Here is a 23,014-nt window from a genome sequence, read left to right as displayed (position 1 = left end):
CTCCAAACTGAAAGTTCGTCGAAAATTGACGGCCATTGTTGTTATAGATTTCAGATAGCATATGAAGACCGATACCTGCTTCTGAATAAAATCCCCTTTTGTTGTCGTTCTGTAATCTGAACACCGGAGTAATACCTAGGTCCGTTAGCTATACCTTGTTCATAGTGAAACCAATTATTCTATTTACCTTGAAAATTTTCTATAAATCAGTATTAGTTAAGCCCATTTAAGTTTACTGACAGCAAGGAGCATACGCTTTTACTAGTAATTTGATCCAGTACATCATTTGGTTTGCTTAGAAAGTAATATCCGATCTTTAAAAAAGGTGTTGCATATCACATTAACTTTAAGCCTATGCGGGTGCTGATTGATCAAAGATTTAAGTCGATTTGATGCTTCGTTATACTGATGACTTAAAAGACTATTTACTGGTGCTGATCAAATGACTTATTCCGTTGTCTGGTTCAAGCGTGATTTACGAGCGTATGATCATGCGCCACTGATGCATGCAGCGCATCGCGGCTCATTGCTATGCGTATATATTTTAGAGCCAGAATTTTGGCGACAACCAGACTCCTCATTGCAGCATTACTATTTTTTATATGAAAGTCTGCGTGATTTGTCACGTCAATTGCGTCAGGCCGGTGCCGAGTTGCGCGTTGCTGTTGGGGATGTCACTCAAGTGTTGACGCAAATTCACGCTAGTGCTGCTTTTGATACTTTAGTATCACATGAAGAAACAGGTAATGCTTTTACTTTTTCCCGTGATAAGGATGTTGCACGCTGGTGTCGTGAAAAAAGTGTCGCGTGGCGAGAGTTTCCCCAACATGGCGTAGTGCGCGGCCTTTCTACTCGTAAGGTATGGAGTCAACGTTGGCACCAGCAAATGAATGCACCTTGCATGGCTCCACCTGAACCTGGCAGTTTGAATAACTTTTCTTTGAATTGGCCAAAACAGGTATGGCCCGCCGCTCATCAATTTGGTTTATCTGCTTATGATCCACCCTACCGCCAGCGTGGTGGCCGAGCGCTCGGAGTTGATGTATTACAGGATTTTTTGCTCGAACGTAGCAGCGCTTATCGGGGTGGTATTTCATCCCCATTGACTGCACCTACAGCATGTTCCCGCCTTTCACCTTATCTGGCTTGGGGCTGTCTTAGTATGCGGGAGGTAGTGCAGGCGACAAATAAACGCCTGCTGCAAATTGCTACGCAACCAGGAGCGGAATGGCACCGCAAAGGTCTAGAAGCATTCACGAGTCGCTTACATTGGCATTGTCATTTTATTCAAAAGCTGGAGTCAGAACCTGAGCTGGAAATGCACAATTTACATCGTGGTTATGATGATCTGCGTGAATCAGAATGGAATCCGGAGCATTTTGCTGCTCTGGTCGCTGGGCGAACTGGCTGGCCAATGGTAGATGCTTGTGTAGCCATGTTGCGTGAGACTGGGTGGATCAATTTTCGTATGCGGGCTATGCTGGTTTCTGTTGCGTCTTACCCGTTATGGTTGCACTGGCGTCCTGTCGGGTTATGGCTAGCGCAGCAGTTTTTAGATTACGAACCAGGAATACATTGGAGTCAGATGCAGATGCAAGCTGGCACGACCGGTATCAATACAACTCGTATTTATAATCCCATTAAACAAGCGCAAGACTATGACCATCAAGGAAAATTTGTGCGGCGCTGGTTGCCTGCCTTACGGCAGGTTCCCGATAATTGGTTGTTTCAGCCTTGGTGTATGCCATCAGAAGTACAAAAACGGTGCGGGGTTACAGTTGGTCTGGATATCGCCATACCTTTGGTGGATCTCGAGGTCGCAACCCGCGAAGCAAAAGCAAAGATTTATGCTGTGCGTGCCAAAGCAGAGGTGCGTGAAGCTAAAGCTGCGATCTTGGAAAAACACGGTTCGCATCAGACCCAGCAAATGTACGAAAAATGCAATCCTAGGCAGCTACGCCAGAAATCTGACTTCGGCTCTCAGCAACAAAGTTTTGATTTTTAAATGGCACTCTTTAAGTTTCAATTAAGTTGAGTAATGCTTTTTCTATACTCAAACTAAATAGTTCAGTAGCAGTTGAGGGCAAACATGGCGTTAATCTTATATTGACAGACATAGCCTTGATCTATTGTTTACAATGAATCATTTGTCATACTTCTTGCACGCACTGAACTGAAATAGATTTGCGAGAAAAAACAAAGCCAAATAGTAGTAGGAAGCTGGTCAATTCTGGTAATGACGCAGAACGGTCTCCCACTGAGATTGAGGACGTGCCATTCAATATTGGTTTGATGAAGCGCTCTTACTTGCCGCACTGAAGATGCTACTTTTGAGTGTAACAAGAGTAGTCTGGATCACCAGACTACTGCATAGTTCATAAAATTATATTGCGCTTGTGGCTTGAAACAAACACAGAAGTAATCGTTCATGTGTTTGCCAGCGCGATTGATCGTGAGCTGATGTCGCTAGTATTCAGACTGGATCGCCGACGCCTATTGGTGCTGGGGCAATATTGACAATCAGCGAAAACAGCTCATCGTAGCGGTAGCGTTCACCCGCATCATCCAGCATTGTTCTATTTTCCAAGAAAGCAGCATCGATTTCTTTCCAATCCGCATCGTTTAGCACCTGTTTAGCGACAGGCATGATGACTTCTTCTTCCTTGGTCATGTGTGCATAGTAGAACTGCGCATACTGCTCGACCAGATCCCTAAAGCGAGGAAAAGCTTGGGGGCCACCAAATTCGTAGTGTAATAAAGCATCTTGCAACCGATGAGCAAGTGCCTCTCCGTGACTATGTTGATCGATTAACGCATCCAGTTCGGCGTCGAGCTGGTGGGTTCTCTCTTTTATTTTTGCAAAAAGAAATTGGTCTTCTTTAGGATGATGTATCCGTTCTGGATATTCGGCGATGTAATACAGCATCGCTCGGAATACTTTGAGATCAGGTGCTTTGCCACCAGCTTCGATTGAGCGCACAAAATATAACATGCCTTGAATAACGGCAGATAAGTGTTCATGTTCGTCATGAATAATACTTAACGACACTGGATGAATATTTCTGATCGACATTGTTGTCTCCCTGCAAGTGGTTTCGCTTACTTTACTCTTTGCTACGTTGTTGTTTTTGCGCCTGATCAAATAATGCGCATTTGTCTTCATTACGAAGTATTTTTATGGCAAAAGAAGACTTTTATTGTGATCAGCTGTCGACTTTGCTTTTTCATGGAAAATGGATGATCGCAATCAGAATAAATTATTAATAGTAATGATAGTGATTCTTATTTATAATTGGGTCATCTAGCCAGCCACATAGCCATCAAACTTGTCTATCAGCCAGCCACTCAATATTTTGCTGATATGTAAGGATTTTGATCATGATTCGCTTAACTCCTCTGGCTGCGTTGCTGAGTAGCGTGGTTTTGCCCGCATTTGCACAGGCCGATGCCCCTGAGTCTGCACTGCCAGAAGTAAAAGTTACTGGGGTTGCTGAAAGTAGCTATAACATCAAAAACAGTCGAGTCGCGACAAAAACAGATACTTTACTGCGCGATACGCCGCAAGCGGTGACCGTCGTAAGTAAAGAGTTGATTCAGGATCAAAGTTTGCAAAGTCTTGCCGATGTTATTCGCTATGTCCCGGGCATCGTCGCCGCGCAAGGCGAAGGGAATCGCGATACAGCAGTGTTTCGTGGAAATAGTTCGACGGGTGATTTTTATGTTGATGGCATCAGAGATGATGTTCAGTACTATCGGGATTTTTATAATATTGACAGTGTTGAAGCGCTTAAAGGTGCAAATGCGATGATCTTTGGTCGCGGGGGCTCCGGTGGTGTGATTAACCGGGTGACCAAGCAGGCTGAATGGCATACCGTACGCGAAGCAAGTCTGACATTGGGCTCGTGGAATACGAGACGCCTCACCATAGATGCAGGGCAGGCAATCAATGAAGCAGTGGCTGCCCGTGTGACTGGTGTCGTTGAAAATTCTGACAGCTATCGTAATAATTTTAATCTAAAGCGCTCAGGCATTAATCCTACTGTTGCTTTCAAACTTGATAGCAACAGTATGTTGGTGCTTGGTTATGAGCACTTTAAAGATGAACGTACTGCGGATCGTGGTGTTCCTTCGTTTCAGGGGCGGCCACTCAATACCGACCCATCCGCATTTTTCGGTGATGCTAACCTGAATACTGCCTGGGCGAAAGTCGATGCCTTTACGGCGCAGTACGATCATGATTTTGGAAATAATCTGAATCTGCGTAATCGTACCCGTTATGCAGAGTACGACAAGTTTTATCAAAATATCGTCCCCGGCGCCGTGAATGCTGTCGGTACAACGGTGTCTCTCTCTGGCTATAACAATGCGACGCAACGTAAGAATTTCTTTAATCAGACTGATCTGACATGGAATGTGAATACAGGTTCAATACGTCACACCTTGGTTGGTGGTGTCGAGCTAGCAAGACAGGAAACAGATAATTTCCGTAATACTGCGTATTTCACTTCGCTTGGTTCAAATATCACCGCAGTCAATGTGCCATTAACGAACCCTGTATCTACATCCGCCATTGTATTTAAACAGGCAGCGACTGATGCCAATAATCATGGTGTGGTGACAAGCAAATCTGTGTATTTTCAGGATCAAGCAGAGTTCTCGTCGCAATGGCAATTGGTGGCAGGTCTGCGGCGAGACAGCATTGATGTTGACTTCACCAATAATCGCAGCGGTGATCGTATTCAGACGACGGATACCCCCGTATCACCAAGACTGGGTCTGGTGTTTAAACCCATGACAGAAATATCTGTATACGCCAGCTACAGTAAGGCATTTGTCCCTCGTGCTGGTGACCAGCTATCGTCGTTGACCGTGACTAATCAGGCTTTAGATCCAGAAGAGTTCAAAAATATTGAAGTCGGTGTCAAGTGGGATATTCGCCGTGATCTCTCTGCCAGTATGGCCGTATATCAGTTAGACAGAAGCAATGTCGCTATTACTGATCCTGCGGATTCCAGTAAATCGATTTTAGTTGATGGCCAGCGGAGTAAAGGCATAGAGCTAGGTGTGACAGGCAACATGACAAAAGATTGGAGCATCATGGGAGGTTATGCCTATCAGGACGCTATCATTACCAAGACACAATCTGCTACCGTGCTGGCTGGTGCCAAGCTGGCTCAGGTTCCCAAACATAGCGCATCACTCTGGAATCGCTATAATTTTGACGCTACCTGGGGAGCTGGTATGGGGATAGTCTATCGCAGCGAGATTTATGCTTCGACAGATAATCTGGTCGTAGTTCCAGGTTTTACCCGTGTCGATGCAGCGTTGTACTACAAAGTGAACAAAAACCTGAATGTGCAACTGAACATCGAAAATCTGTTGGATAAACAGTATTACGCATTCGCCAATAGCAATAACAACATTACGCCAGGTTCTCCGCGCGCCTTGCGTGTAGGATTGAATGCGAAATTCTGATGCTTATACTGATTTTGCTGACTGGTTTTGTTGATTGGGCTTGAGCGAATGTCATAGTCAAACATCGCAATCAGGACTGTCTCAGTCAAGAAGGTAAAACATCGTCAAAAACGGCTTACTGCTTAGCGGTAGGCCGTTTTTGCATGATGCTGTCCGAGTGAAAAAAAGCTAATTCAAGTACAATCAGTGGACGTTAAAACTTGCCAGATTTTATGAAACGTCCTCGTTTTTTACCCGATAACATGACCTTAATGTTGTTTTTGGTCGTTTGTATCGCCAGCCTGTTTCCAGCCAAAGGTCTTTACGCGCTGGCATTCGATCATCTGTCTACGGCGATGATTGCATTGCTGTTCTTCATGCATGGTGCCAAGCTGTCTCGTCAAGCCGTCATCGCCGGGATGACACATTGGCGGTTGCATTTGCTGGTAATGGCATTTACGTTTGCCGTATTTCCTATCTTAGGTTTAATGTTGAAGCCGGCATTGCTGATGCTGGTCACGCCGGAACTCTATTTGGGCATACTTTTTTTGTGCGTATTGCCTTCTACTGTTCAATCATCGATCGCATTTACTTCAGTCGCACACGGCAATGTTCCTGCGGCTGTTTGCAGTGCATCGGCGAGTAATTTGATCGGCATTTTTTTGACACCCTTACTCGTCAATCTGCTGGTGGTTGCGCATGGTGAGAGTCATGCTTCTGCTGATGCCATGCTCAAAATTATTTATCAATTATTGTTGCCGTTCGTTGCCGGCCAACTGGCTCGCCCCTGGCTGCAGTCGTTTATAGACAAACATGCCGGCACATTAAAAATTGTGGATCAGAGTTCTATTCTGCTTGTTGTGTTTGTCGCGTTCAGTGAAGCGGTCGTGCAGGGATTGTGGCATCAGTTACCTTTCATGATGCTGATTAGTCTGTTGCTGATCAGCGCGGTGATGCTGGCGATCATTATGGGGCTGACTATGCTGACCAGCCGTCGGCTGGGATTTAATAAAGAAGATGAGATCACGATTGTATTTTGTGGCTCCAAAAAAAGCCTGGCCAGTGGCGTTCCTATGGCCAAGGTATTGTTTGCCAGTCATACCGTCGGTATGGTGTTGTTGCCGTTGATGTTGTTTCATCAGTTGCAGTTAATGGTTTGTGCTGTGCTGGCGCAGCGCTATGCCAAAAGATAAGGAGAAAATCATGCCACGTTTTGCTGCGAACCTCAGCATGATGTATACCGAAGTTCCATTTTTGGAACGTTATGCCTTAGCTGCCAGAGATGGTTTTAAGGGAGTGGAATTTTTATTTCCATATGAATTTTCGGTAGCGCAATTACGACAGCTTTTAGATGAACATGGTTTAACGCAAGCTTTGTTCAATGCACATCCGGGCGATTGGCAGGCTGGCGAGCGTGGCATTGCTTCATTGCCAGGACGGGAAGATGACTTTAAACGATCGATTGCCCAAGCGCTTGATTACGCCAGAGTTCTGGGAAATCGTACTTTACACATCATGGCAGGTTTGCTGGGTCCTGATCAGGATAAAGAGCGTCATCGAGCTGTATACCTGCGCAACCTGGCTTATGCCGCGTTGCTGGCCTCAAGAGAAAATATCACCATTCTGATCGAGCCGATTAATAACCGTGATATGCCCGGATATTTTTTAAATCGTCAGGATGAGGCGCAAGAAATTTGTGCAGAAATCGGTATCGATAATCTCAAAGTGCAGTTTGATATCTATCATTGCCAGATGATGGAAGGGAATATTGCCGACAAACTGCGACGCGATATGATTCGGCCTCATGCTGGCATTGGTCATATTCAGATCGCAGGTGTGCCGGGAAGGCATGAACCTGATATCGGAGAAATTAACTATCCTTATTTATTTCAGTTGATTGATGAACTGGGGTACAGCGGTTGGATAGGGTGTGAATATCGGCCACGTGCCGGCACTTCCGAGGGGCTGAGTTGGCTGAGACCCTGGCTTTGAATCGGTTGCCGTGGTGATTAACCACTAACATATTCACTAAAAAAGGCAGCGAACTTCGCTGCCTTTTGATTTTTTCAGAGTGCCGCTTTAGTTGTGCTGATGACTTCAACTGCTGCAACTCATTTTGCTGCCTTCATCGTCATTAATTTATCTGCTGCTGGTTATTCTTCATTCACTTGCAGTATCAGTTTTCCGAAGTTCTTTCCTTCAAATAGCATCATTAATGTATCAGGGAATGTTTCTATGCCTTTGACGATATCTTCGCGTGTCTGAAATTTACCTTCAGCCATCCATTTGCCCATTTCAGTCACAGCCTCGCCATAGCGTGCGGCATAATCAAAAACGACGATACCTTCCATACGTGCACGGTTAACCAGCAGTGACAGATAGTTTGCTGGTCCTTTGACTGGCGTGGTGTTGTTGTACTGCGAGATCGCACCGCAGATAATGATGCGAGCCTTCAGATTGATGCGGGTCAGCACTGTATCTAAAATATCGCCACCGACGTTATCAAAGTAAATATCAACGCCGTTCGGGCAATGTTCTTTTAATCCATCGCGCACGGAACCCGTTTTGTAATCAATGCAGGCATCAAACCCCAGCTCATTGACGACAAAATCACATTTATCCTTGCCGCCAGCGATACCAACCACGCGGCAGCCTTTTTGTTTTGCGACCTGACCCACTGTTTGACCAACTGCACCGGCAGCTCCCGAGACGACAACGGTTTCACCAGCTTTAGGCTGACCGACATCCAACAGACCAAAATACGCGGTCATGCCTGGCATTCCCAGTGCATTTAAATATTTTGGCAGTGGTGCCAGGCGCGGATCAACTTTGTAAAATGCAGCTGTTTTATCGTCTGCAGAACCGATCCAGTATTGTTGTACTCCAGTACCACCGGACACATAATCACCAACGGCAAAGCGTGATGACGCAGACGCGATGACTTTGCCGACACCGCCAGCGCGCATCACTTCGTTGATCGCCACAGGACGAATATACGATTTGCCTTCATTCATCCATCCGCGCATGGCAGGATCTAACGAGATATAGATGGTTTGCACCAGAATTTCACCCTCCTGCAGATCCCTGACGGTTTCAGCGCTGAACGTCCAGTCACTGTGTTTTGGCGTACCAACCGGGCGGGCGGCGAGTCTGAATTGCTGATTCGTCAACGTAGTCATGTAGTCTCCTGATATTTGATATGTTGTGTAGGGTTGGTATTCGTTAGCTTGGTACTTGTTAATAAAGTTTGTTTGCGAACATTACTTGGTCGTTTAGATTGCACGCAATGGAATTCACTATACACTAATTAGAACGATCGTGCTTTTATGCTTCGTATAAAAAACCTGAAATCCTGATGATGGTGCAGGAATAGTTTGCCTGAACATGCGACAATATGCGGTTAATTTTTGGCATTCAATCATTTTTATCAACATAATCGTCATAGCGGATGAACCTGACAGGTTTCCCGGGCGTTACTTAACATCATGACACTACGACCAGAATATATACTTACCTTGTCTTGTCCAGATCAACGCGGCATTGTCCATAGCGTTTCGGGATTTCTTGCTGGTCACGGCTGCAATATTATTGATTCCGCACAGTTTGGTGATGCTCAATCAGCGACGTTTTTTATGCGCGTCCATTTCGCAGTCGAAGATGCTGTGATGACAGATTCGGCTTTGCGTGCAGACTTTGCCGACTTGGGTGACAGCATGCAAATGAACTGGCAGCTGCACGATGCACACCACAAACCGCGCGTGATGCTGATGGTGTCTAAAATCGGTCATTGCCTGAATGACTTATTGTTCCGTTACAAAAGCGGTTTATTGCCGGTAGAGATTAAAGCCATTGTCTCTAATCACACGGATTTTTATCAGCTTGCGGCCAGCTACAATATTCCTTTCCATCATCTTCCTCTGGCTACTGGTGCAGGGGCAGAGGCGAAACAGGCGCAGGAGCAGAAAGTACTTGATATCGTGGCTGCGAATGAGATTGAGCTGGTTGTTCTGGCACGCTATATGCAAATCTTGTCTCCGGCAATGTGTGATGCTTTAAAAGGCAAAGCCATCAATATTCATCACTCTTTCTTGCCTAGCTTTAAAGGTGCTAAACCCTATTATCAGGCTCACGAGCGTGGTGTGAAACTGATCGGTGCGACGGCGCATTTTGTGACAGGTGATCTGGATGAAGGTCCGATTATTGAGCAGGATGTGGAGCGGGTGGATCATGCGATGGATCCGGAGACATTAACTGCTATTGGACGTGACGTGGAATGCGTGGTATTGGCGCGTGCTGTGAAATGTTTTGTCGAGCACCGTATTTTATTGAACGGACATAAAACGGTGGTATTCAAGTAATGGCACTGAAATCGATTATTTACAAGGCTGATCTGAATATCTCGGATATGGACAGAGGTTATTACGCCGATCATAGTCTGACGATTGCACGTCATCCGTCCGAAACAGATGAGCGCATGATGATACGTGTGCTGGCATTTGCGATTCATGCGGCGGAAAGATTGGAGTTCGGTAAAGGTATTTCAGATACCGAAGAGCCGGATTTGTGGCTGAAAGATTATACGGATGCGATACAGTTGTGGGTGGAGGTAGGGCAGCCGGATGATCGTCGTCTGTTAAAGGCGTGTGGTCGCTCAGAATCGGTGGTGGTGTATAGCTTTGCGGCAGCCAGTGATATCTGGTGGAAGCAGATGAATAGCCGTCTCGACAGGGCTAAAAATTTGAGGGTGATGAACGTGCCGCACGAACAAAGTCTGGCACTGGAAAAACTCGCACAACGCTCTATGCAATTGCAATGTACGATACAGGACGGACAAATCTGGATGTCTTCAGGCGATATTTCGGTACAAATTGATCTGGAAACCCTGAAAGAAGCTGCTTGATCTGGTTTGGTTGAACAAGCTGCGGAGCAGATGCTGGACAGTCGAGATAAAGTATAGATATTGTCCTGCATCTGTCTCAAAAACAATCACATCAAATCATTACATCATCAAATCGCCAACAAGTCAGTTGGTACTCATGAAGGTGATGTGAATGAAGCATTAACGCCCTCGATCCCAAATGAGGAGGGTGTCGAATATGGCGTCAATCAATTTCTCATTTGCGATTTATGGCGGTTCATTGCAACCGCTATAACAACTGCCAGCACCTGTTTTTGATTTTTCTACTGCGTGAAAAACAGGTGCCTCCACGTGCGCGTCAGATTTTGAAGCAAAATCAGGCGGCGATACCGCTGGCGTCGAAGTAACCTTCAAATAATACTGAACTCAAATAACGCTCACCAGAATCTGGCAAAACCACGACGATGGTTTTGCCTGCATTTTCAGGCAGCTTTGCCAGTCGTACCGCAACAGCCACCGCTGCGCCACAAGAGATGCCCGCCAGAATACCTTCTTCTTTGGCTAGTCTTTGAGCGTAGAGAACGGCATCTTCGTTGGTCACTTGTTCAATCTGATCGACCAGCGATAAATCAAGCACATCCGGCACAAATCCAGCACCAATACCCTGGATTTTATGTGGCCCCGGCTGCAACGGCAGCCCTGCGCGTTTTTGCGTCAAGACCGGACTTGCTGTTGGCTCCACCGCGACTGTTTGAATGGATTTGCCCTTTGTTTGCTTGATGTAGCGGGATACGCCGGTAATCGTGCCACCGGTACCAACGCCAGACACAAAAATATCCAACCCGCCATTGGTGTCTTCCCAGATTTCGGGTCCCGTGGTTTTTTCGTGGATAGCCGGGTTAGCCGGGTTTTTAAACTGTTGCAGCAAGACATAGCGATCAGGCGCACTGGCACGGATTTCTTCGGCTTTGGCAATGGCACCATTCATGCCTTTTGCTCCTTCGGTCAACACTAATTTAGCACCATAGGCTGCCAGCAGCTTACGGCGCTCGATACTCATGGTTTCGGGCATGGTCAGTGTCAGAGGAATCCCTTTTGCCGCAGCGACAAAGGCCAGTGCGATACCGGTATTGCCGCTGGTTGGCTCAATCAGTTCTTTGCCAGGACCGAGCAGGCCGCGTTGCTCTGCATCCGCCACAAGAGCTGCGCCAATACGACATTTGACGGAGTAGCCCGGATTACGGCCTTCAATTTTTGCCAGTACGGTCGCACCCGCACCATCCGTGATGCGATTGAGGCGTATGAGTGGTGTACGGCCGATGGAATCTGCATTATTCAAAAAAAGTGCCATATAAATTCCTTGTGTGAAGAATCAACAACGAGTAAGCATGATGCATGCTGCGGTAGGACATCAGGCTCGTCTATCGTTGCCTGGCAAGATGTCCGGCGCATATCGATGCATCATTCTGGTATTCATGTCCTGGCCGCTGTGCGTCAAATCGCGGAATGTTCCCTTGATTTGAATGCAGGCTGAGCAAGGCGTGATGCTTGTGAGAGTAAGCCAAATTCGACCGAAAGCCAAAGAAATTAAATGAATATTGATATGCAATGAAAATCGGTAGCCAGGATTGGTATCGGGATAATCGCACAGGCAGCAGAGTAGCTCTGTGCGGTGAGTGAGATTGGCTATCCCATGACAATGCTGCTTGAAAAGAAGAAAAATTCTAAAAAATGGGGAGTATGGACAATTTTCGTTCCATCATCAGCATAATATAAGGCAGGTATAAATATACTATGGGGAGTATATTTTAACGCTATACAAGCGGAACGGCACTTTGCCGCTGATTGCATAGCGCAACAGTTGGATTGCGTATGGATTGCACATGAATTGAGTATGAATTACGGACAGGCGATTGATAAGCTGTACACCTGCATAAACCGACAGCAGATGTACCAGCTCCGCGTTTGAACCCTGCAGGCGAGGGTTTACGCCGCAAACCGGTTTTGCAACCAGTTGCCGATGTCGATAATCTCGTCCTGGCACACAGAGTGTTGCATGCTGTATTCATGCCATTCGATGGCGTAGCCTAAGTCTTTCAGGACGTCACGCGATTGTTCCGCGCGCTGGATAGATACGACAGGGTCTATACGACCATGTGCCATTAACACCGGAATACCTTGGTTTGCGGCACTGCGTTCGGCAGCAAGCTTGGTGTGCAAAGGCAGATAACCGGACAAACAGATCAGGCCAGCCAGTGCTTCCGGATAGCGCAAACCTGTTTGCAGCGCCATTGCGCAACCTTGCGAAAACCCCGCCAGTACGATGCGATGCGCTGGAATGCCGCGTGCAATTTCGCGGGCAATCAGTTGATTGATCGCCTCTTGTGAAGAACGCAAACCATTTTCATCTTCACGATTGGCAATATCCAGACCCAGAATGTCGTACCAGGCACGCATCACATAGCCGCCGTTGATCGTGACAGGAATGGTGGGTGCATTCGGGAAAACAAAACGGATACCGGGACAGCCGTCCAGATTGAGTTCTTCGACGATGGGAACAAAATCATTCGCATCCGCGCCCAGTCCATGCATCCAGATAATGGCCACGCTGGGATTCGGGGTGCTTTCCAGTTCTATCGTATCAAGTAATGTGCTCATGTCAGGTGTAGCCTTTTTCTTGGTTGATGTAGGTGTTTATCCGATGATCGGTAATGAAGTCGCCATCATCGTTGTAATCGTAAACGCAGATGCCATCGCTATTGCCATCAAAATTTGAACGTCAATGCTTGTGTTCAATTGACCGATACGCAGTCCGAATTGAGTCTTAATCGACATGACAAATAAAAAATTACAAATCGAAAAATGATAGTCCAGCCCCACATTTTGCTGGCGATGCCTGATGGCGTTCAGGAACTTCTTATCTGTGATCTGATTTGCCATGTTTCATGTCCGGCGATGTACTGGCAACGCATACGCTCAAATCAATGGTCTTTTCGGATCAGATTGATAGCAAAGGATCAGAATGGCGCTGCCAGCGTCATCAGGCAGCATCACAGTGCATTCAGGCCGCGTATTTAGACAGCTTTGTTGCGGATGGCAGATTTTGGTCTGAATACCTTGCAAACGGCCTCATTTGTCTCTGCGTAGGGTCCGCCGATCAAATCGATGCAATAAGGTACTGCCGCAAAAATACCGGACACCAGTTGTTTGCCTTCGGCATCTTTCAGACCTTCCAGCGTTTCCTTGATGGACTTTGGTTGTCCTGGTAAATTCAGAATCAGTGCCGCATGATCAGCTGTTTCACGTATTACTGCCACCTGACGTGACAAGATGGCAGTCGGCACGAATTGCAAACTGATTTGCCGCATCTGTTCACCAAAACCAGGCATCTCTTTGGTCGCGACTGCCAGCGTTGCCTCCGGAGTCACGTCACGACGCGACGGGCCAGTGCCACCTGTAGTCACCACCAGATCACATTTCGCCACGTCGACCAATTCAATCAGTGCCTGCTCAATGGCCGCACGTTCATCAGGAATCAAGCGTGTTTCTAATTCCCACGGCGTGCTGAGAGCCAAAGTCAACCAGTCTTGCAGCGCTGGCAAACCCTGATCCTGATAAATGCCAGCCGAGGCGCGATCGGAAACGGATACCAGTCCTATGCGCAATGCACGGTCCTGATTCTTGCTATCACTCATGATCCTCGTCCTGCTCTTCATCATCGGAATAATCGTCGTCTGCCTGATCGCCTGATGGTGCTTTTTGCAATTGCTTCAGAATTTGGAAAATTTCACGATATGCTTTTGGTGGCTTATTTTCTGCCTGCTCTTTGCGCGCATTCCGTATCAGGGTACGCAATTGCTGCACATCGAGTTCAGGGTGCTCTGCTAACAATTCAGTCAGTGTGTTATCGTCAGTCAGCAACTTGTCGCGTTTGCGCTCAAGAGCGTGCATGGCGGCTGTTTCTGATTTGGACGCACCTTTCCAGCTGTCGATCGTTTTTTGAATCAACGCGACTTCTTCCTCATCGAGCGTACGCATTTTCTTGCCAACATATTGCATTTGGCGGCGGCGACCCTCGTGGTTCGTGATTTGCTGGCATTCAAGAATGGCATCGCGCACATCTTCTGGCATGGGGACGCGCTTCACGCGATCACGCGGTTGCTCGACCAGCTCTTGCCCCAGTTTTTGTAACGCTGTCATTTCGCGTTTCAGTTGGGATTTTGATGGACGGTCGTATTCTTGTTCGAATTCGTTGGATTGGTAGCCACATGAGCCACGGTTTGGATTTGGCATAATTCTCTGCGCCTTTAGTATAAACTTAATGAAACGGCTGCTATGATACCCTTTTTAGTCCAGTACCCAAAGAAACCCTGTCTATGAGCAAACCTGCTTTTACCCATTCCCAAGATCAATTAAAACAAATTGCGCAGGATATGTTGCGTTTCGCCCGCGAAAAAGGTGCTTCCGATGCAGCTGTCGAAATTAGTGAGGGCGGCGGTTTATCGATCAGCGTACGCAAGGGAAAGATAGAAACCATCGAGCAGAATCGCGACAAAGGGATAGGCATTACGGTCTATATCGGTCAGAAACGTGGCAATGCCAGCACCTCTGATTTCTCAACGCAGGCATTACGGGATAGTGTCGACGCCGCCTACAACATTGCCCGTTTCACGGCAGAAGATGACTGTGCCGGATTACCGGAACAAGAATTACTGGAAATGCATCCGCGTGACCTGAAGCTGTGCCATCCGTGGCTGATCAGCGCAGAAGAAGCGATTGAACTGGCAAAGCGTACGGAGTCCGCTGCATTTGCTGTTGATCCGCGGATCACGAACAGTGAAGGGGCGAGTGTACATGCCCAGCAATCCCATTTCGTGGCGGCGAATTCTCGCGGTTTCATGGGCGGATATCCATTTTCACGCCATACCATTTCGGTAGCGCCCATCGCAGGCAAGGGCGCGAAGATGCAGCGGGATCATTGGTATTCTTCGCAACGTAATCCAAAAAAACTGGCTTCGCCGGAAGCCATCGGCCAGTACGCTGCCGAGCGGGCGTTGGCGCGGTTGCATGGCAAAAAACTCGATACCCGTAAATGCCCGGTCTTGTTTGAGGCGCCATTGGCAGCAGGTTTGCTGGGTTCTTTCGTTCAGGCGACATCCGGTGGAGCCTTATACCGGAAATCGTCCTTTTTACTCGACTCCCTGGGGCAACAGGTCTTTCCTGAACACATTCAGATTCACGAAGACCCTCATATTATTGGTGCCGTTGGCTCATCCCCGTTTGATGATGAAGGTGTGACCACCAGAAAACGTGATGTGGTCAGTGACGGTATCGTACAAGGCTATTTTTTATCCACTTATTCGGCACGTAAGCTGGGTATGCAAACCACAGGAAATGCCGGCGGTTCGCATAATCTGGCGATGACTTCATCGCTGACCAAACGTAGTGATAATTTCGTTGCTATGCTCAAGAAAATGGGGACTGGATTGCTGGTCACAGAATTGATGGGGCAGGGCGTGAATTATGTTACGGGCGATTATTCACGCGGTGCCTCAGGTTACTGGGTAGAGAATGGTGTCATACAATATCCGGTAGAGGAAATCACGATCGCTGGCAATATGCGCGATATGTTCAGACAAATCGTTGCCATTGGTGCTGACAAGATGACCTTAGGTACAAAACAGACCGGCTCTATTTTGCTGGAAAGTATGACGATAGCTGGAGGCTGATTTTCCGTATCAGTATTCGGTGACATGTTTTGAGCGATCGCAGTTGACAGGATGACCGTGGGATAAAATCAACTACAGCCAACTACAGTCAACCAACGAGAATGTTGCTGATTCTATGTTTCTTATCATTGCGCTTCATGAAGATACGGATGATCTGGGCAACGCGGATCACTGGTTACTGTGTGATTGACCAAAAATTGGCGGCAATGAGCAGCAACTGGCAGAGCAAATAAAAAGACCACGCAATGTGGTCTTTTTATTTGATGGTTTGTTTATCTACTTGTGTTTTGCCATGTTTTTTTGACACCAATTCACCAACCCACCAATCCACCAATCTGGTTATTGAGCCTGGCATCAGGCACCAAGGTAGGCTTCAATGACTTTGGGATTGTTCAGTAAAGCCGTCCCTGTATCTTCCAGAACTATCTGACCATTTTCCAGCACGTAGCCACGCTGTGCAATTTTTAATGCCTGCCTGACGTTTTGTTCAACCAGCAAAATCGTCAGTCCGGTTTGGTTGATTTCTTTTAAGACCCTGAAAATCTCCTGCACCATCAATGGTGCCAATCCCATGGATGGTTCATCCAGCAGCAATACCTTTGGTTTTGCCATTAATGCCCGGGCGATCGCCAGCATTTGCTGTTCACCGCCGGAAAGATTTCCTGCCAGCCCGGAAGCCCGACTTTTCAGTACCGGAAATAAGGAAAAAACCCAGTCCAGATCATGGCTGACATTGGCTTTGTCACGACGGGTATAAGCGCCGAGATCAAGGTTTTCCCTGACGGTTAATGTCGCCAGAATCGCGCGTCCTTCGGCAACCTGAACAACACCTTTTTGCACAATATGATGCGGGGACAGTTTGCTGATGTCTTCACCTTCAAACAGGATTTGACCGGACGTTGGTTTCAGCAATCCGGATACGGCCAGCAGCGATGTGCTTTTTCCCGCGCCATTGGCTCCCACCAGAGCAGTGATTTCTCCGGCATTCAGTGACAGGTTTACGCCTTTCACTGCCTGAATATGCCCGTAGGAAACGCAGAGGTTTTGAATTTGCAAGATTGGTTTCATGCCGCATCCTCTTTGCCCAGATAGGCTTCAATTACCGCAGGATTGACGCGTATTTCTGCAGGCGGTCCTTCTGCGATAATTTTTCCAAAATTTAATACAGCAATCCGATCGCATAGTTCCATCACAAAACGCATGTCATGCTCGATCATGAAAATGGAAAAACCACGATCACGGATATTATTGATTTCTGCCATCAGTTCTGTTTTTTCGGTTGGATTCATCCCCGCCACAGGCTCATCCAGCAGCAGTAACTTAGGCTCTGTTGCCAGCGCACGGGCAAACTCCAGTTTGCGTTGTTCTCCGTAGGACAGATTGTCTGCCAGCATGTGTGCTTTATGATCCAGTCTGACCCAGGAAAGTAATTCATGGGCACGTTCTCTGGCTTTACTTTCAGCATGTTTAAAACTGCCCAGATTGAACAACATGCTGGTCACACCGTAGTTCAGATGGTCATGCATGCCAACGACCACATTTTCAAGCAAGCTCATTTCTTTGAAAATACGGATATTCTGGAATGTACGGGCAATACCCAATTGCGTAATTTTATGGGGTTCCACACTGGTCAGATCCTGCCCATTGAAACTGATCTCGCCACTGGATGGGCGCAAGAGTCCGGTGATCAGGTTCACGATCGTGGTTTTGCCTGCACCATTAGGGCCAATGAGGCCAAAAATACTCCCTTGTGGCATGGTAAAGCTGACATCCTGCAACACATGCAGTCCGCCAAAATTTTTACTGATGGCTTGTAATCGCAACATTTAAACAACCTCTTTTGATGGGCGCTGTGTCAGCTTACGCCGTAATGCACGGATTTTTGCAGGGTCCCATATTCCTTTGGGTAAATACAGAATCACCAAGATCAGGATCAGGCCATTCGCCGCCAATCGGAAATCCTTCATGGAGCGCATGACCTCTGGCAACAGCGTTAATGTCGTACTGCCCAGAACCGGGCCAATCAGATTACTCGTACCACCAAATACGGCCATGGTCAGAATATCGACCGCATTCTCAAAGGCATAATTACCAGGGCCGATCGTAAAGGTGTAGTGTGCGTTCAGACCACCCGCAATCCCTGCGATTACTGCACCGAGTACGAATGCCAGCAATTTATAGCCAGCGACATTCACACCCATCAGGCGCGCAGCAATTTCGTCTTCTTTAATCGCCTCAAATGCTCTTCCGATTTTAGAACGACGTAATCGTGCCAGGCAAAACAGCGTGGCGCCGAGTAGCAGAACGATATGCCACCATTCTGTTTTCAAGGGAATACCATTCAACCCCATTGGGCCGCCGGTGATTTCCATGTTGAGCACAATGACTCGCACGACTTCGCCAAAACCCAGGGTCGCCATCGCCAGATAAACCCCTGATAGCCGCAAGGTTGGAATGCCGATAATGATAGCGACCAACGCCGGGACGATCGCTGCTGCGAGTAAGGCCAGAGGAAAGGGCAGCGCTGTTTGCATGCTGATCATCGATGCCGCGTAGGCACCAATTCCCATGAATGCAGCGTTAGCGAGTGACAGCAGGCCACACGAGAGTGTCAGATAAATTGAGAGTGCCAGCATGGCATTAATGCCAATACTGAAAATAACGGTGCTATAAATAGCCCAGAAACCATCCCACCATTCGAGCATCATCTTATGCCTTTCTTTCTAAAATTTTGCCGAACATGCCGGAAGGGCGTACCAACAAGATCACAAACAACAATCCAAAAGCGACCGCATCACGAAAATCGCTGGACAGGTAAGCGACACTCATGACTTCAGCAAAGCCAAGGAACAGGCCTCCGATCATGGCACCGCGGATATCCCCCATGCCCCCCAGAATAATGACGGCAATCCCTTTGTGCAGCATTGGCTGCCCCATAAATGGAGAGATTGCATTGAAGGACAGGCCGACCAGAACACCTGCTGCACCACCCAGGGCCGCAGCAGAAAACGAGGTCAGTAAAAACAAGCCTTCGACATTGATACCGAGCAGATAAGCTGCCTTCGGAGATTCCGCAATCGCACGCAGGGCGCGTCCGATTTGGGTGCGGCGCATTATGATGAGCAATACGATCATTAAGATGAACGAAATTAACACAATTGCCAGTTGAACAGCGGTCAGATGAAGATTGCCGACACTGAAACTATCTTCCGGAATTGTGCCAAATGGAAATCGTTTATTTTCTGCACCAAATAGGCCCTGGGCGATATTCGTCAGCATAATCGCGACGCCGATTGTGGCGATCATCGGAGACAGATGAGGTGCGCTACGTTTGCGCAGCGGGCGTAACACCATAAAATCCACGACGACACCAAGTACGCCGCAAGCCAGCATCGCCGCCAGCATCGCTATCCACAACGATACCTGGAAATGATTGACTAGCAATAGTGCAATGTAACTGCCCAGCATAAAAATTGCGCCGTGGGACAGGTTGATGACCCCCAGCACACCAAAGACCAGCGTGAATCCGAGCGCGAACAGGGCATATACGCTACCCAGCGAAAGGGCATTGATTAATTGTTGTTCAAACATGATATTCCGGAAGAGTGATGTCGGTTTTCATTGGTTCGCCATTGGCACCAGAAAAGCGATGTTCCAGGAGATGATTTTTCCCCGGAAGATATAAACAGACAAAAAGAGACAAATAAAGAGACAAATGCCTGCAAAGCGTCAGCCTGCAGGCATGTACTACGGCATTCTGCTTTACTTGAGGAGAATAAATTTACCGCCTTTAGCGATATTGACGATCGCTTCTTGCTGAGCATCGTAACCTGCTTCTTTACCATCTTTTGCGGCGGCACGACGGAATGCAAATTTACCAGTTGCACCCTCATATTTAATCGCTGGTAATGCGTCTTTTAACGCCACTCTGTCTTTATCGACGCTTCCTGTCAGACTGACTTTTTTGAGGGCTTCAGCAACAATATGCATGGCATCAAATGCTTGCGCTGCAAATTGATCTGGATCGCTGCCGAATTTGGCTTTGAAGTCCGCCATGAATTTTTTGTTGGCAGCGGCAGGATTTTCTGCTGACCATGGGCTACCCATCAACGTGTTGTCTGCAGCGTCTTTTGCAATTTCAAACAGTTTCGGAGAGTTGAAGCCATTGCCGCCGATGAATGCCTGTTTCATTCCCAGAGAACGGGTTTGCAGAATAATATTTGCCGCTTCCTCTGCCAGACAAGAGCAGACGATCGCGTCTGGATTGGATGCCTTGATTTTGGTCAGTTGTGCTTTAAAGTCGACGTCGCCTTTGGCGTATGTTTCTGTATCTGTCACCGCAATTTTTTGCTCTGCCAGTGCATTTTTAAATACGTCATAGCCACTTTTCGTGAAAGCATCATCGTTACCATATAGCACGGCTACTTTTTTGATATTGAACTGTTTGACAGCAGCGCGTGTCGTCACTGGCAATACGTCGGCTTCCATGACCGAGTTGCGGAATGTAAATGGTCCCATGTTGGTGATGCCATCGGCTGTATTACTGGTGCCGAACACAACGGTCTTGGAGGCGTTGGCAATTGGATCAGCGGCAAATGCTGAATTGGACAAAGTTGGTCCAAAAACCATCAGGACTTTATCTTGAAAAATCAATTTTTTGAAAACGTTAATGGCTTCTTCTTTTTTGCCTTGATCATCTTCGATGACCAGTACGATTTTGTTGCCGTTGATACCACCCTTGGCATTTAATTCTTCGGCGGCGAGCGTAAAACCATTTTTGATTGCACTGCCATATTTTGCCGCTGGGCCTGTTAATGCTTCAGCAACACCGATTTTGATATCTGCTGCCTGAACCATTGCGGCCGAGCTCAACAATGCAGCGGCAACTGTCAGTTTAATGCGATGTGACATACAGGTCTCCTGGAAATAAGTTATAGGCTAAATATTTACTTTAGCCGAAGATTGTATTGCGTGCATATACACAGAGCAATCAAACATCATGCTGCAACGCAATATTTATTACGTAAGTAAAACTACTGATGTTGCTTTTCAGGAAAGTATTATCGTACTTATATAGCTGACGACATCAGGGATTTAACATACTGATTTTGACATTCGGCAGTAGTATCAAAGGGGGCGTGATACAAATGTGATATCTGAACTATTGATTGACGGCAATTATTAGTTCTTGTTAAAAAATATTACCGCTTGCAGAATTGACGGAAATTTCACCAGCATGTCATGGAGGGGAGGATAGTATGGGCTTTCCACGGAGCTCGCTTGTACCTGTCTAGTACCTGCTTGTACGATAAGGAACCATAACGCCGCTGAAGCAGTTTTCCGGCAGTCTGGGTTTAAATATTGCTCAATGCGCTGTAATGAATAAGCGACTGACACGATGTTGCCGATACTGCGACAACAGACTTGCCTGTAATGAAACGGGCAGGTCTGTATTCAAGTCATTCGCAGAATCAGTATCAGGCCAGTTTCTGACGTGCGCGTGCAATTGCTGCTCTGACCTGATTTGGCGCCGTTCCACCAATATGATCCCGTGCGGCGACGGAACCTTCCAGCGTCAGCACCTCGAAAACATCAGCTCCAACCAAGGAAGAGAAAGATTGCAGGTCGGTCAGCGACATATCGCTCAGATCGCAATTCCGTTCCACGCAGGTACGAACTGCAAGTGCGACTGCTTCATGGGCATCACGGAAAGGTAACCCTTTTTTGACCAGATAGTCAGCCAGGTCGGTTGCCGTGGCATAACCCTGCAATGCTGCTGCACGCATGGCTTCTGGCTTCACCGTAATGCCGCCAGCCATGTCAGCGAAAATACGCAGGGTATCGATGACCGTGTCCACTGTATCGAACAGGGGTTCTTTGTCTTCCTGATTATCTTTGTTGTAGGCCAGCGGCTGGCCTTTCATCAGTGTCAGTAAGGCGATCAGATGGCCATTGACGCGGCCTGTTTTTCCGCGCGCTAACTCCGGTACGTCAGGGTTTTTCTTTTGCGGCATGATGGAAGATCCTGTGCAAAAGCGATCCGCGATGTCGATAAAGCCAACACGTGGGCTCATCCAGATAACCAATTCTTCCGACATGCGAGAAATATGCGTCATGATCAATGCGGAGGCTGCGCAAAATTCAATTGCAAAATCACGGTCAGAGACAGCATCCAGCGAGTTGTAGCAGACTTCGTCGAAACCCAATGTGTTGGCGACACGCTCACGATCAATTGGGAATGTGGTTCCAGCCAGTGCCGCCGCACCGAGTGGCAGACGATTAACGCGTTTGCGACAATCCTGCATGCGCTCTGCATCGCGGCTGAACATTTCTACATAGGCCAGCATATGGTGCCCAAATGTAATTGGCTGGGCAACTTGCATATGCGTGAAGCCCGGCAAAATAGTGGCAGCGTTTTTTTCTGCAAGATCGATCAGTGCAGCACGCAGATCATTGAGCAGTACAGCGATATTATCAATTGCGGAGCGCAGATACAGGCGGATATCCGTTGCAACCTGATCGTTACGTGAGCGGCCGGTATGCAGACGTTTGCCCGCATCACCAACGAGTTCTGTCAGACGTTTTTCTATATTCAGATGCACATCTTCCAGGTCCAGCAGCCATTCAAACTGACCGGAATCAATCTCAGACTGTATTTGCGCCATTCCACGTTGGATTTCAGCATAGTCCTGCTGGCTGATGATGTGTTGGGCTGTCAGCATTTCTGCGTGCGCCAATGAACCCTGAATATCAAATGCCGCCATGCGATTATCAAAGAATACCGATGCCGTGTAGCGTTTAACCAGATCAGAAACAGGTTCGGAGAAACGGGCAGACCATGCCTCGCTTTTTTTAGAGAATTGTGATGTCATAATAAATAGAGTTACGTTTGCGATAGCAGTTTCGGCTGCGGTTTTCGATCAATTTGCAGGGATTATAAAACACTAGTCCACTTTTTCCTTTGTAAAGCCAC

The 23,014-nt window shown here is 47.4% G+C and carries 21 protein-coding genes; 7 read left to right on the top strand and 14 right to left on the bottom strand.

Features of this window, described 5'->3' with window-relative positions:
- Positions 1–124 (bottom strand): acyloxyacyl hydrolase (locus tag ACO0LB_RS16840; RefSeq protein ID WP_423051165.1); only part of this gene is annotated, 124 nt, incomplete at its 3' end.
- A 318-nt stretch (positions 125–442) separates the two neighbouring features.
- Here ACO0LB_RS16840 and ACO0LB_RS16835 point away from each other — a divergent pair.
- Positions 443–2,005: a deoxyribodipyrimidine photo-lyase/cryptochrome family protein gene (locus ACO0LB_RS16835; protein WP_423051153.1), complete on the top strand. Its 1,563-nt coding sequence runs from the start codon at positions 443–445 to the stop codon at positions 2,003–2,005.
- A gap of 468 nt (positions 2,006–2,473) precedes the next feature.
- Here ACO0LB_RS16835 and ACO0LB_RS16830 read toward each other — a convergent pair whose 3' ends face one another.
- On the bottom strand, positions 2,474–3,163 hold the full coding sequence (locus tag ACO0LB_RS16830; protein ID WP_423051151.1) for a hemerythrin domain-containing protein: 690 nt from the start codon (positions 3,161–3,163) through the stop codon (positions 2,474–2,476).
- A gap of 215 nt (positions 3,164–3,378) precedes the next feature.
- On the opposite strand from ACO0LB_RS16830, the gene ACO0LB_RS16825 reads away from it, so the two are divergent.
- From ACO0LB_RS16825 to otnI, 3 genes are all read left to right on the top strand, one after another.
- Positions 3,379–5,475: a TonB-dependent receptor gene (locus ACO0LB_RS16825; protein ID WP_423051149.1), complete on the top strand. Its 2,097-nt coding sequence runs from the start codon at positions 3,379–3,381 to the stop codon at positions 5,473–5,475.
- 212 nt (positions 5,476–5,687) lie between these two features.
- Entirely contained in the window at positions 5,688–6,647 is a 960-nt protein-coding gene (locus ACO0LB_RS16820) for a bile acid:sodium symporter family protein (RefSeq protein ID WP_423051147.1), read from the top strand.
- A gap of 10 nt (positions 6,648–6,657) precedes the next feature.
- Positions 6,658–7,446: a 2-oxo-tetronate isomerase gene (gene otnI / locus ACO0LB_RS16815; RefSeq protein ID WP_423051145.1), complete on the top strand. Its 789-nt coding sequence runs from the start codon at positions 6,658–6,660 to the stop codon at positions 7,444–7,446.
- 161 nt (positions 7,447–7,607) lie between these two features.
- Here the strand turns inward: otnI and ACO0LB_RS16810 are convergent, their stop codons facing one another.
- Positions 7,608–8,633: an NADP-dependent oxidoreductase gene (locus ACO0LB_RS16810; protein ID WP_423051143.1), complete on the bottom strand. Its 1,026-nt coding sequence runs from the start codon at positions 8,631–8,633 to the stop codon at positions 7,608–7,610.
- A gap of 306 nt (positions 8,634–8,939) precedes the next feature.
- Here ACO0LB_RS16810 and purU point away from each other — a divergent pair, with 306 nt between their 5' ends.
- Both purU and ACO0LB_RS16800 read left to right on the top strand, forming a co-directional pair.
- Positions 8,940–9,812: a formyltetrahydrofolate deformylase gene (gene purU / locus ACO0LB_RS16805; RefSeq protein WP_423051141.1), complete on the top strand. Its 873-nt coding sequence runs from the start codon at positions 8,940–8,942 to the stop codon at positions 9,810–9,812.
- Positions 9,812–10,354, top strand: a complete 543-nt coding sequence (locus ACO0LB_RS16800; RefSeq protein ID WP_423051139.1) for a YaeQ family protein — start codon at positions 9,812–9,814, stop codon at positions 10,352–10,354. The genes purU and ACO0LB_RS16800 overlap by 1 nt, the downstream gene beginning before the upstream one ends.
- 334 nt (positions 10,355–10,688) lie before the next feature.
- On the opposite strand, the gene cysK is transcribed toward ACO0LB_RS16800, so the two are convergent.
- From cysK to yjgA, 5 genes are all read right to left on the bottom strand, one after another.
- On the bottom strand, positions 10,689–11,663 hold the full coding sequence (cysK, locus tag ACO0LB_RS16795; protein WP_423051137.1) for a cysteine synthase A: 975 nt from the start codon (positions 11,661–11,663) through the stop codon (positions 10,689–10,691).
- 635 nt (positions 11,664–12,298) lie between these two features.
- Positions 12,299–12,970 carry an alpha/beta hydrolase gene (locus ACO0LB_RS16790; protein ID WP_423051135.1) on the bottom strand — a complete coding sequence of 224 codons (672 nt, stop codon included), beginning with the start codon at positions 12,968–12,970 and terminating at the stop codon, positions 12,299–12,301.
- A gap of 36 nt (positions 12,971–13,006) precedes the next feature.
- Positions 13,007–13,252 carry a hypothetical protein gene (locus ACO0LB_RS16785; protein ID WP_423051133.1) on the bottom strand — a complete coding sequence of 82 codons (246 nt, stop codon included), beginning with the start codon at positions 13,250–13,252 and terminating at the stop codon, positions 13,007–13,009.
- A 134-nt stretch (positions 13,253–13,386) separates the two neighbouring features.
- Positions 13,387–14,007: a molybdopterin adenylyltransferase gene (gene mog / locus ACO0LB_RS16780; protein ID WP_423051131.1), complete on the bottom strand. Its 621-nt coding sequence runs from the start codon at positions 14,005–14,007 to the stop codon at positions 13,387–13,389.
- Positions 14,000–14,605, bottom strand: coding sequence for a ribosome biogenesis factor YjgA (gene yjgA / locus ACO0LB_RS16775; protein WP_423051129.1), 606 nt, complete (start codon positions 14,603–14,605; stop codon positions 14,000–14,002). The genes mog and yjgA overlap by 8 nt, the downstream gene beginning before the upstream one ends.
- 83 nt (positions 14,606–14,688) lie before the next feature.
- Here yjgA and pmbA point away from each other — a divergent pair, with 83 nt between their 5' ends.
- Positions 14,689–16,041 (top strand): metalloprotease PmbA, encoded by a 1,353-nt coding sequence (pmbA, locus tag ACO0LB_RS16770; RefSeq protein WP_423051127.1) that lies wholly within the window; start codon positions 14,689–14,691, stop codon positions 16,039–16,041.
- A 354-nt stretch (positions 16,042–16,395) separates the two neighbouring features.
- Here the strand turns inward: pmbA and ACO0LB_RS16765 are convergent, their stop codons facing one another.
- The 6 genes from ACO0LB_RS16765 to argH all read right to left on the bottom strand — a co-directional run bounded on the left by ACO0LB_RS16765 (position 16,396) and on the right by argH (position 22,913).
- Entirely contained in the window at positions 16,396–17,109 is a 714-nt protein-coding gene (locus tag ACO0LB_RS16765; protein WP_423051125.1) for an ABC transporter ATP-binding protein, read from the bottom strand.
- On the bottom strand, positions 17,106–17,867 hold the full coding sequence (locus tag ACO0LB_RS16760; protein ID WP_423051123.1) for an ABC transporter ATP-binding protein: 762 nt from the start codon (positions 17,865–17,867) through the stop codon (positions 17,106–17,108). The genes ACO0LB_RS16765 and ACO0LB_RS16760 overlap by 4 nt, the downstream gene beginning before the upstream one ends.
- Positions 17,868–18,749, bottom strand: coding sequence for a branched-chain amino acid ABC transporter permease (locus ACO0LB_RS16755; protein ID WP_423051121.1), 882 nt, complete (start codon positions 18,747–18,749; stop codon positions 17,868–17,870).
- Position 18,750: 1 nt separating this feature from the next.
- Positions 18,751–19,632, bottom strand: a complete 882-nt coding sequence (locus ACO0LB_RS16750; protein ID WP_423051119.1) for a branched-chain amino acid ABC transporter permease — start codon at positions 19,630–19,632, stop codon at positions 18,751–18,753.
- Positions 19,633–19,803: 171 nt separating this feature from the next.
- Positions 19,804–20,952, bottom strand: coding sequence for an ABC transporter substrate-binding protein (locus ACO0LB_RS16745; RefSeq protein ID WP_423051117.1), 1,149 nt, complete (start codon positions 20,950–20,952; stop codon positions 19,804–19,806).
- A 566-nt stretch (positions 20,953–21,518) separates the two neighbouring features.
- The gene (gene argH / locus ACO0LB_RS16740; protein WP_423051115.1) at positions 21,519–22,913 is read right to left on the bottom strand and encodes an argininosuccinate lyase; all 1,395 of its coding nucleotides are present in this window, start codon (positions 22,911–22,913) and stop codon (positions 21,519–21,521) included.
- Positions 22,914–23,014: the final 101 nt, after the last annotated feature.

Source organism: Undibacterium sp. SXout7W (assembly GCF_049339385.1).
Lineage (GTDB): Bacteria > Pseudomonadota > Gammaproteobacteria > Burkholderiales > Burkholderiaceae_D > Undibacterium.
This window is presented reverse-complemented; position numbering and strand designations above follow the sequence as displayed.

Excerpts from the sequence above, each read along its gene's own strand:
- ACO0LB_RS16765 (WP_423051125.1), bottom strand. The coding sequence starts at position 17,109 with ATGAAACCAATCTTGCAAATTCAAAACCTCTGCGTTTCCTACGGGCAT.
- pmbA (WP_423051127.1), top strand. The coding sequence starts at position 14,689 with ATGAGCAAACCTGCTTTTACCCATTCCCAAGATCAATTAAAACAAATT.
- argH (WP_423051115.1), bottom strand. The coding sequence starts at position 22,913 with ATGACATCACAATTCTCTAAAAAAAGCGAGGCATGGTCTGCCCGTTTC.
- ACO0LB_RS16755 (WP_423051121.1), bottom strand. The coding sequence starts at position 18,749 with ATGATGCTCGAATGGTGGGATGGTTTCTGGGCTATTTATAGCACCGTT.
- cysK (WP_423051137.1), bottom strand. The coding sequence starts at position 11,663 with ATGGCACTTTTTTTGAATAATGCAGATTCCATCGGCCGTACACCACTC.
- ACO0LB_RS16785 (WP_423051133.1), bottom strand. The coding sequence starts at position 13,252 with ATGGCAAATCAGATCACAGATAAGAAGTTCCTGAACGCCATCAGGCAT.
- ACO0LB_RS16800 (WP_423051139.1), top strand. The coding sequence starts at position 9,812 with ATGGCACTGAAATCGATTATTTACAAGGCTGATCTGAATATCTCGGAT.
- otnI (WP_423051145.1), top strand. The coding sequence starts at position 6,658 with ATGCCACGTTTTGCTGCGAACCTCAGCATGATGTATACCGAAGTTCCA.
- ACO0LB_RS16820 (WP_423051147.1), top strand. The coding sequence starts at position 5,688 with ATGAAACGTCCTCGTTTTTTACCCGATAACATGACCTTAATGTTGTTT.
- ACO0LB_RS16810 (WP_423051143.1), bottom strand. The coding sequence starts at position 8,633 with ATGACTACGTTGACGAATCAGCAATTCAGACTCGCCGCCCGCCCGGTT.
- mog (WP_423051131.1), bottom strand. The coding sequence starts at position 14,007 with ATGAGTGATAGCAAGAATCAGGACCGTGCATTGCGCATAGGACTGGTA.
- ACO0LB_RS16830 (WP_423051151.1), bottom strand. The coding sequence starts at position 3,163 with ATGAAGACAAATGCGCATTATTTGATCAGGCGCAAAAACAACAACGTA.
- ACO0LB_RS16745 (WP_423051117.1), bottom strand. The coding sequence starts at position 20,952 with ATGTCACATCGCATTAAACTGACAGTTGCCGCTGCATTGTTGAGCTCG.
- purU (WP_423051141.1), top strand. The coding sequence starts at position 8,940 with ATGACACTACGACCAGAATATATACTTACCTTGTCTTGTCCAGATCAA.
- ACO0LB_RS16835 (WP_423051153.1), top strand. The coding sequence starts at position 443 with ATGACTTATTCCGTTGTCTGGTTCAAGCGTGATTTACGAGCGTATGAT.
- ACO0LB_RS16760 (WP_423051123.1), bottom strand. The coding sequence starts at position 17,867 with ATGTTGCGATTACAAGCCATCAGTAAAAATTTTGGCGGACTGCATGTG.
- ACO0LB_RS16825 (WP_423051149.1), top strand. The coding sequence starts at position 3,379 with ATGATTCGCTTAACTCCTCTGGCTGCGTTGCTGAGTAGCGTGGTTTTG.
- ACO0LB_RS16790 (WP_423051135.1), bottom strand. The coding sequence starts at position 12,970 with ATGAGCACATTACTTGATACGATAGAACTGGAAAGCACCCCGAATCCC.
- ACO0LB_RS16750 (WP_423051119.1), bottom strand. The coding sequence starts at position 19,632 with ATGTTTGAACAACAATTAATCAATGCCCTTTCGCTGGGTAGCGTATAT.
- yjgA (WP_423051129.1), bottom strand. The coding sequence starts at position 14,605 with ATGCCAAATCCAAACCGTGGCTCATGTGGCTACCAATCCAACGAATTC.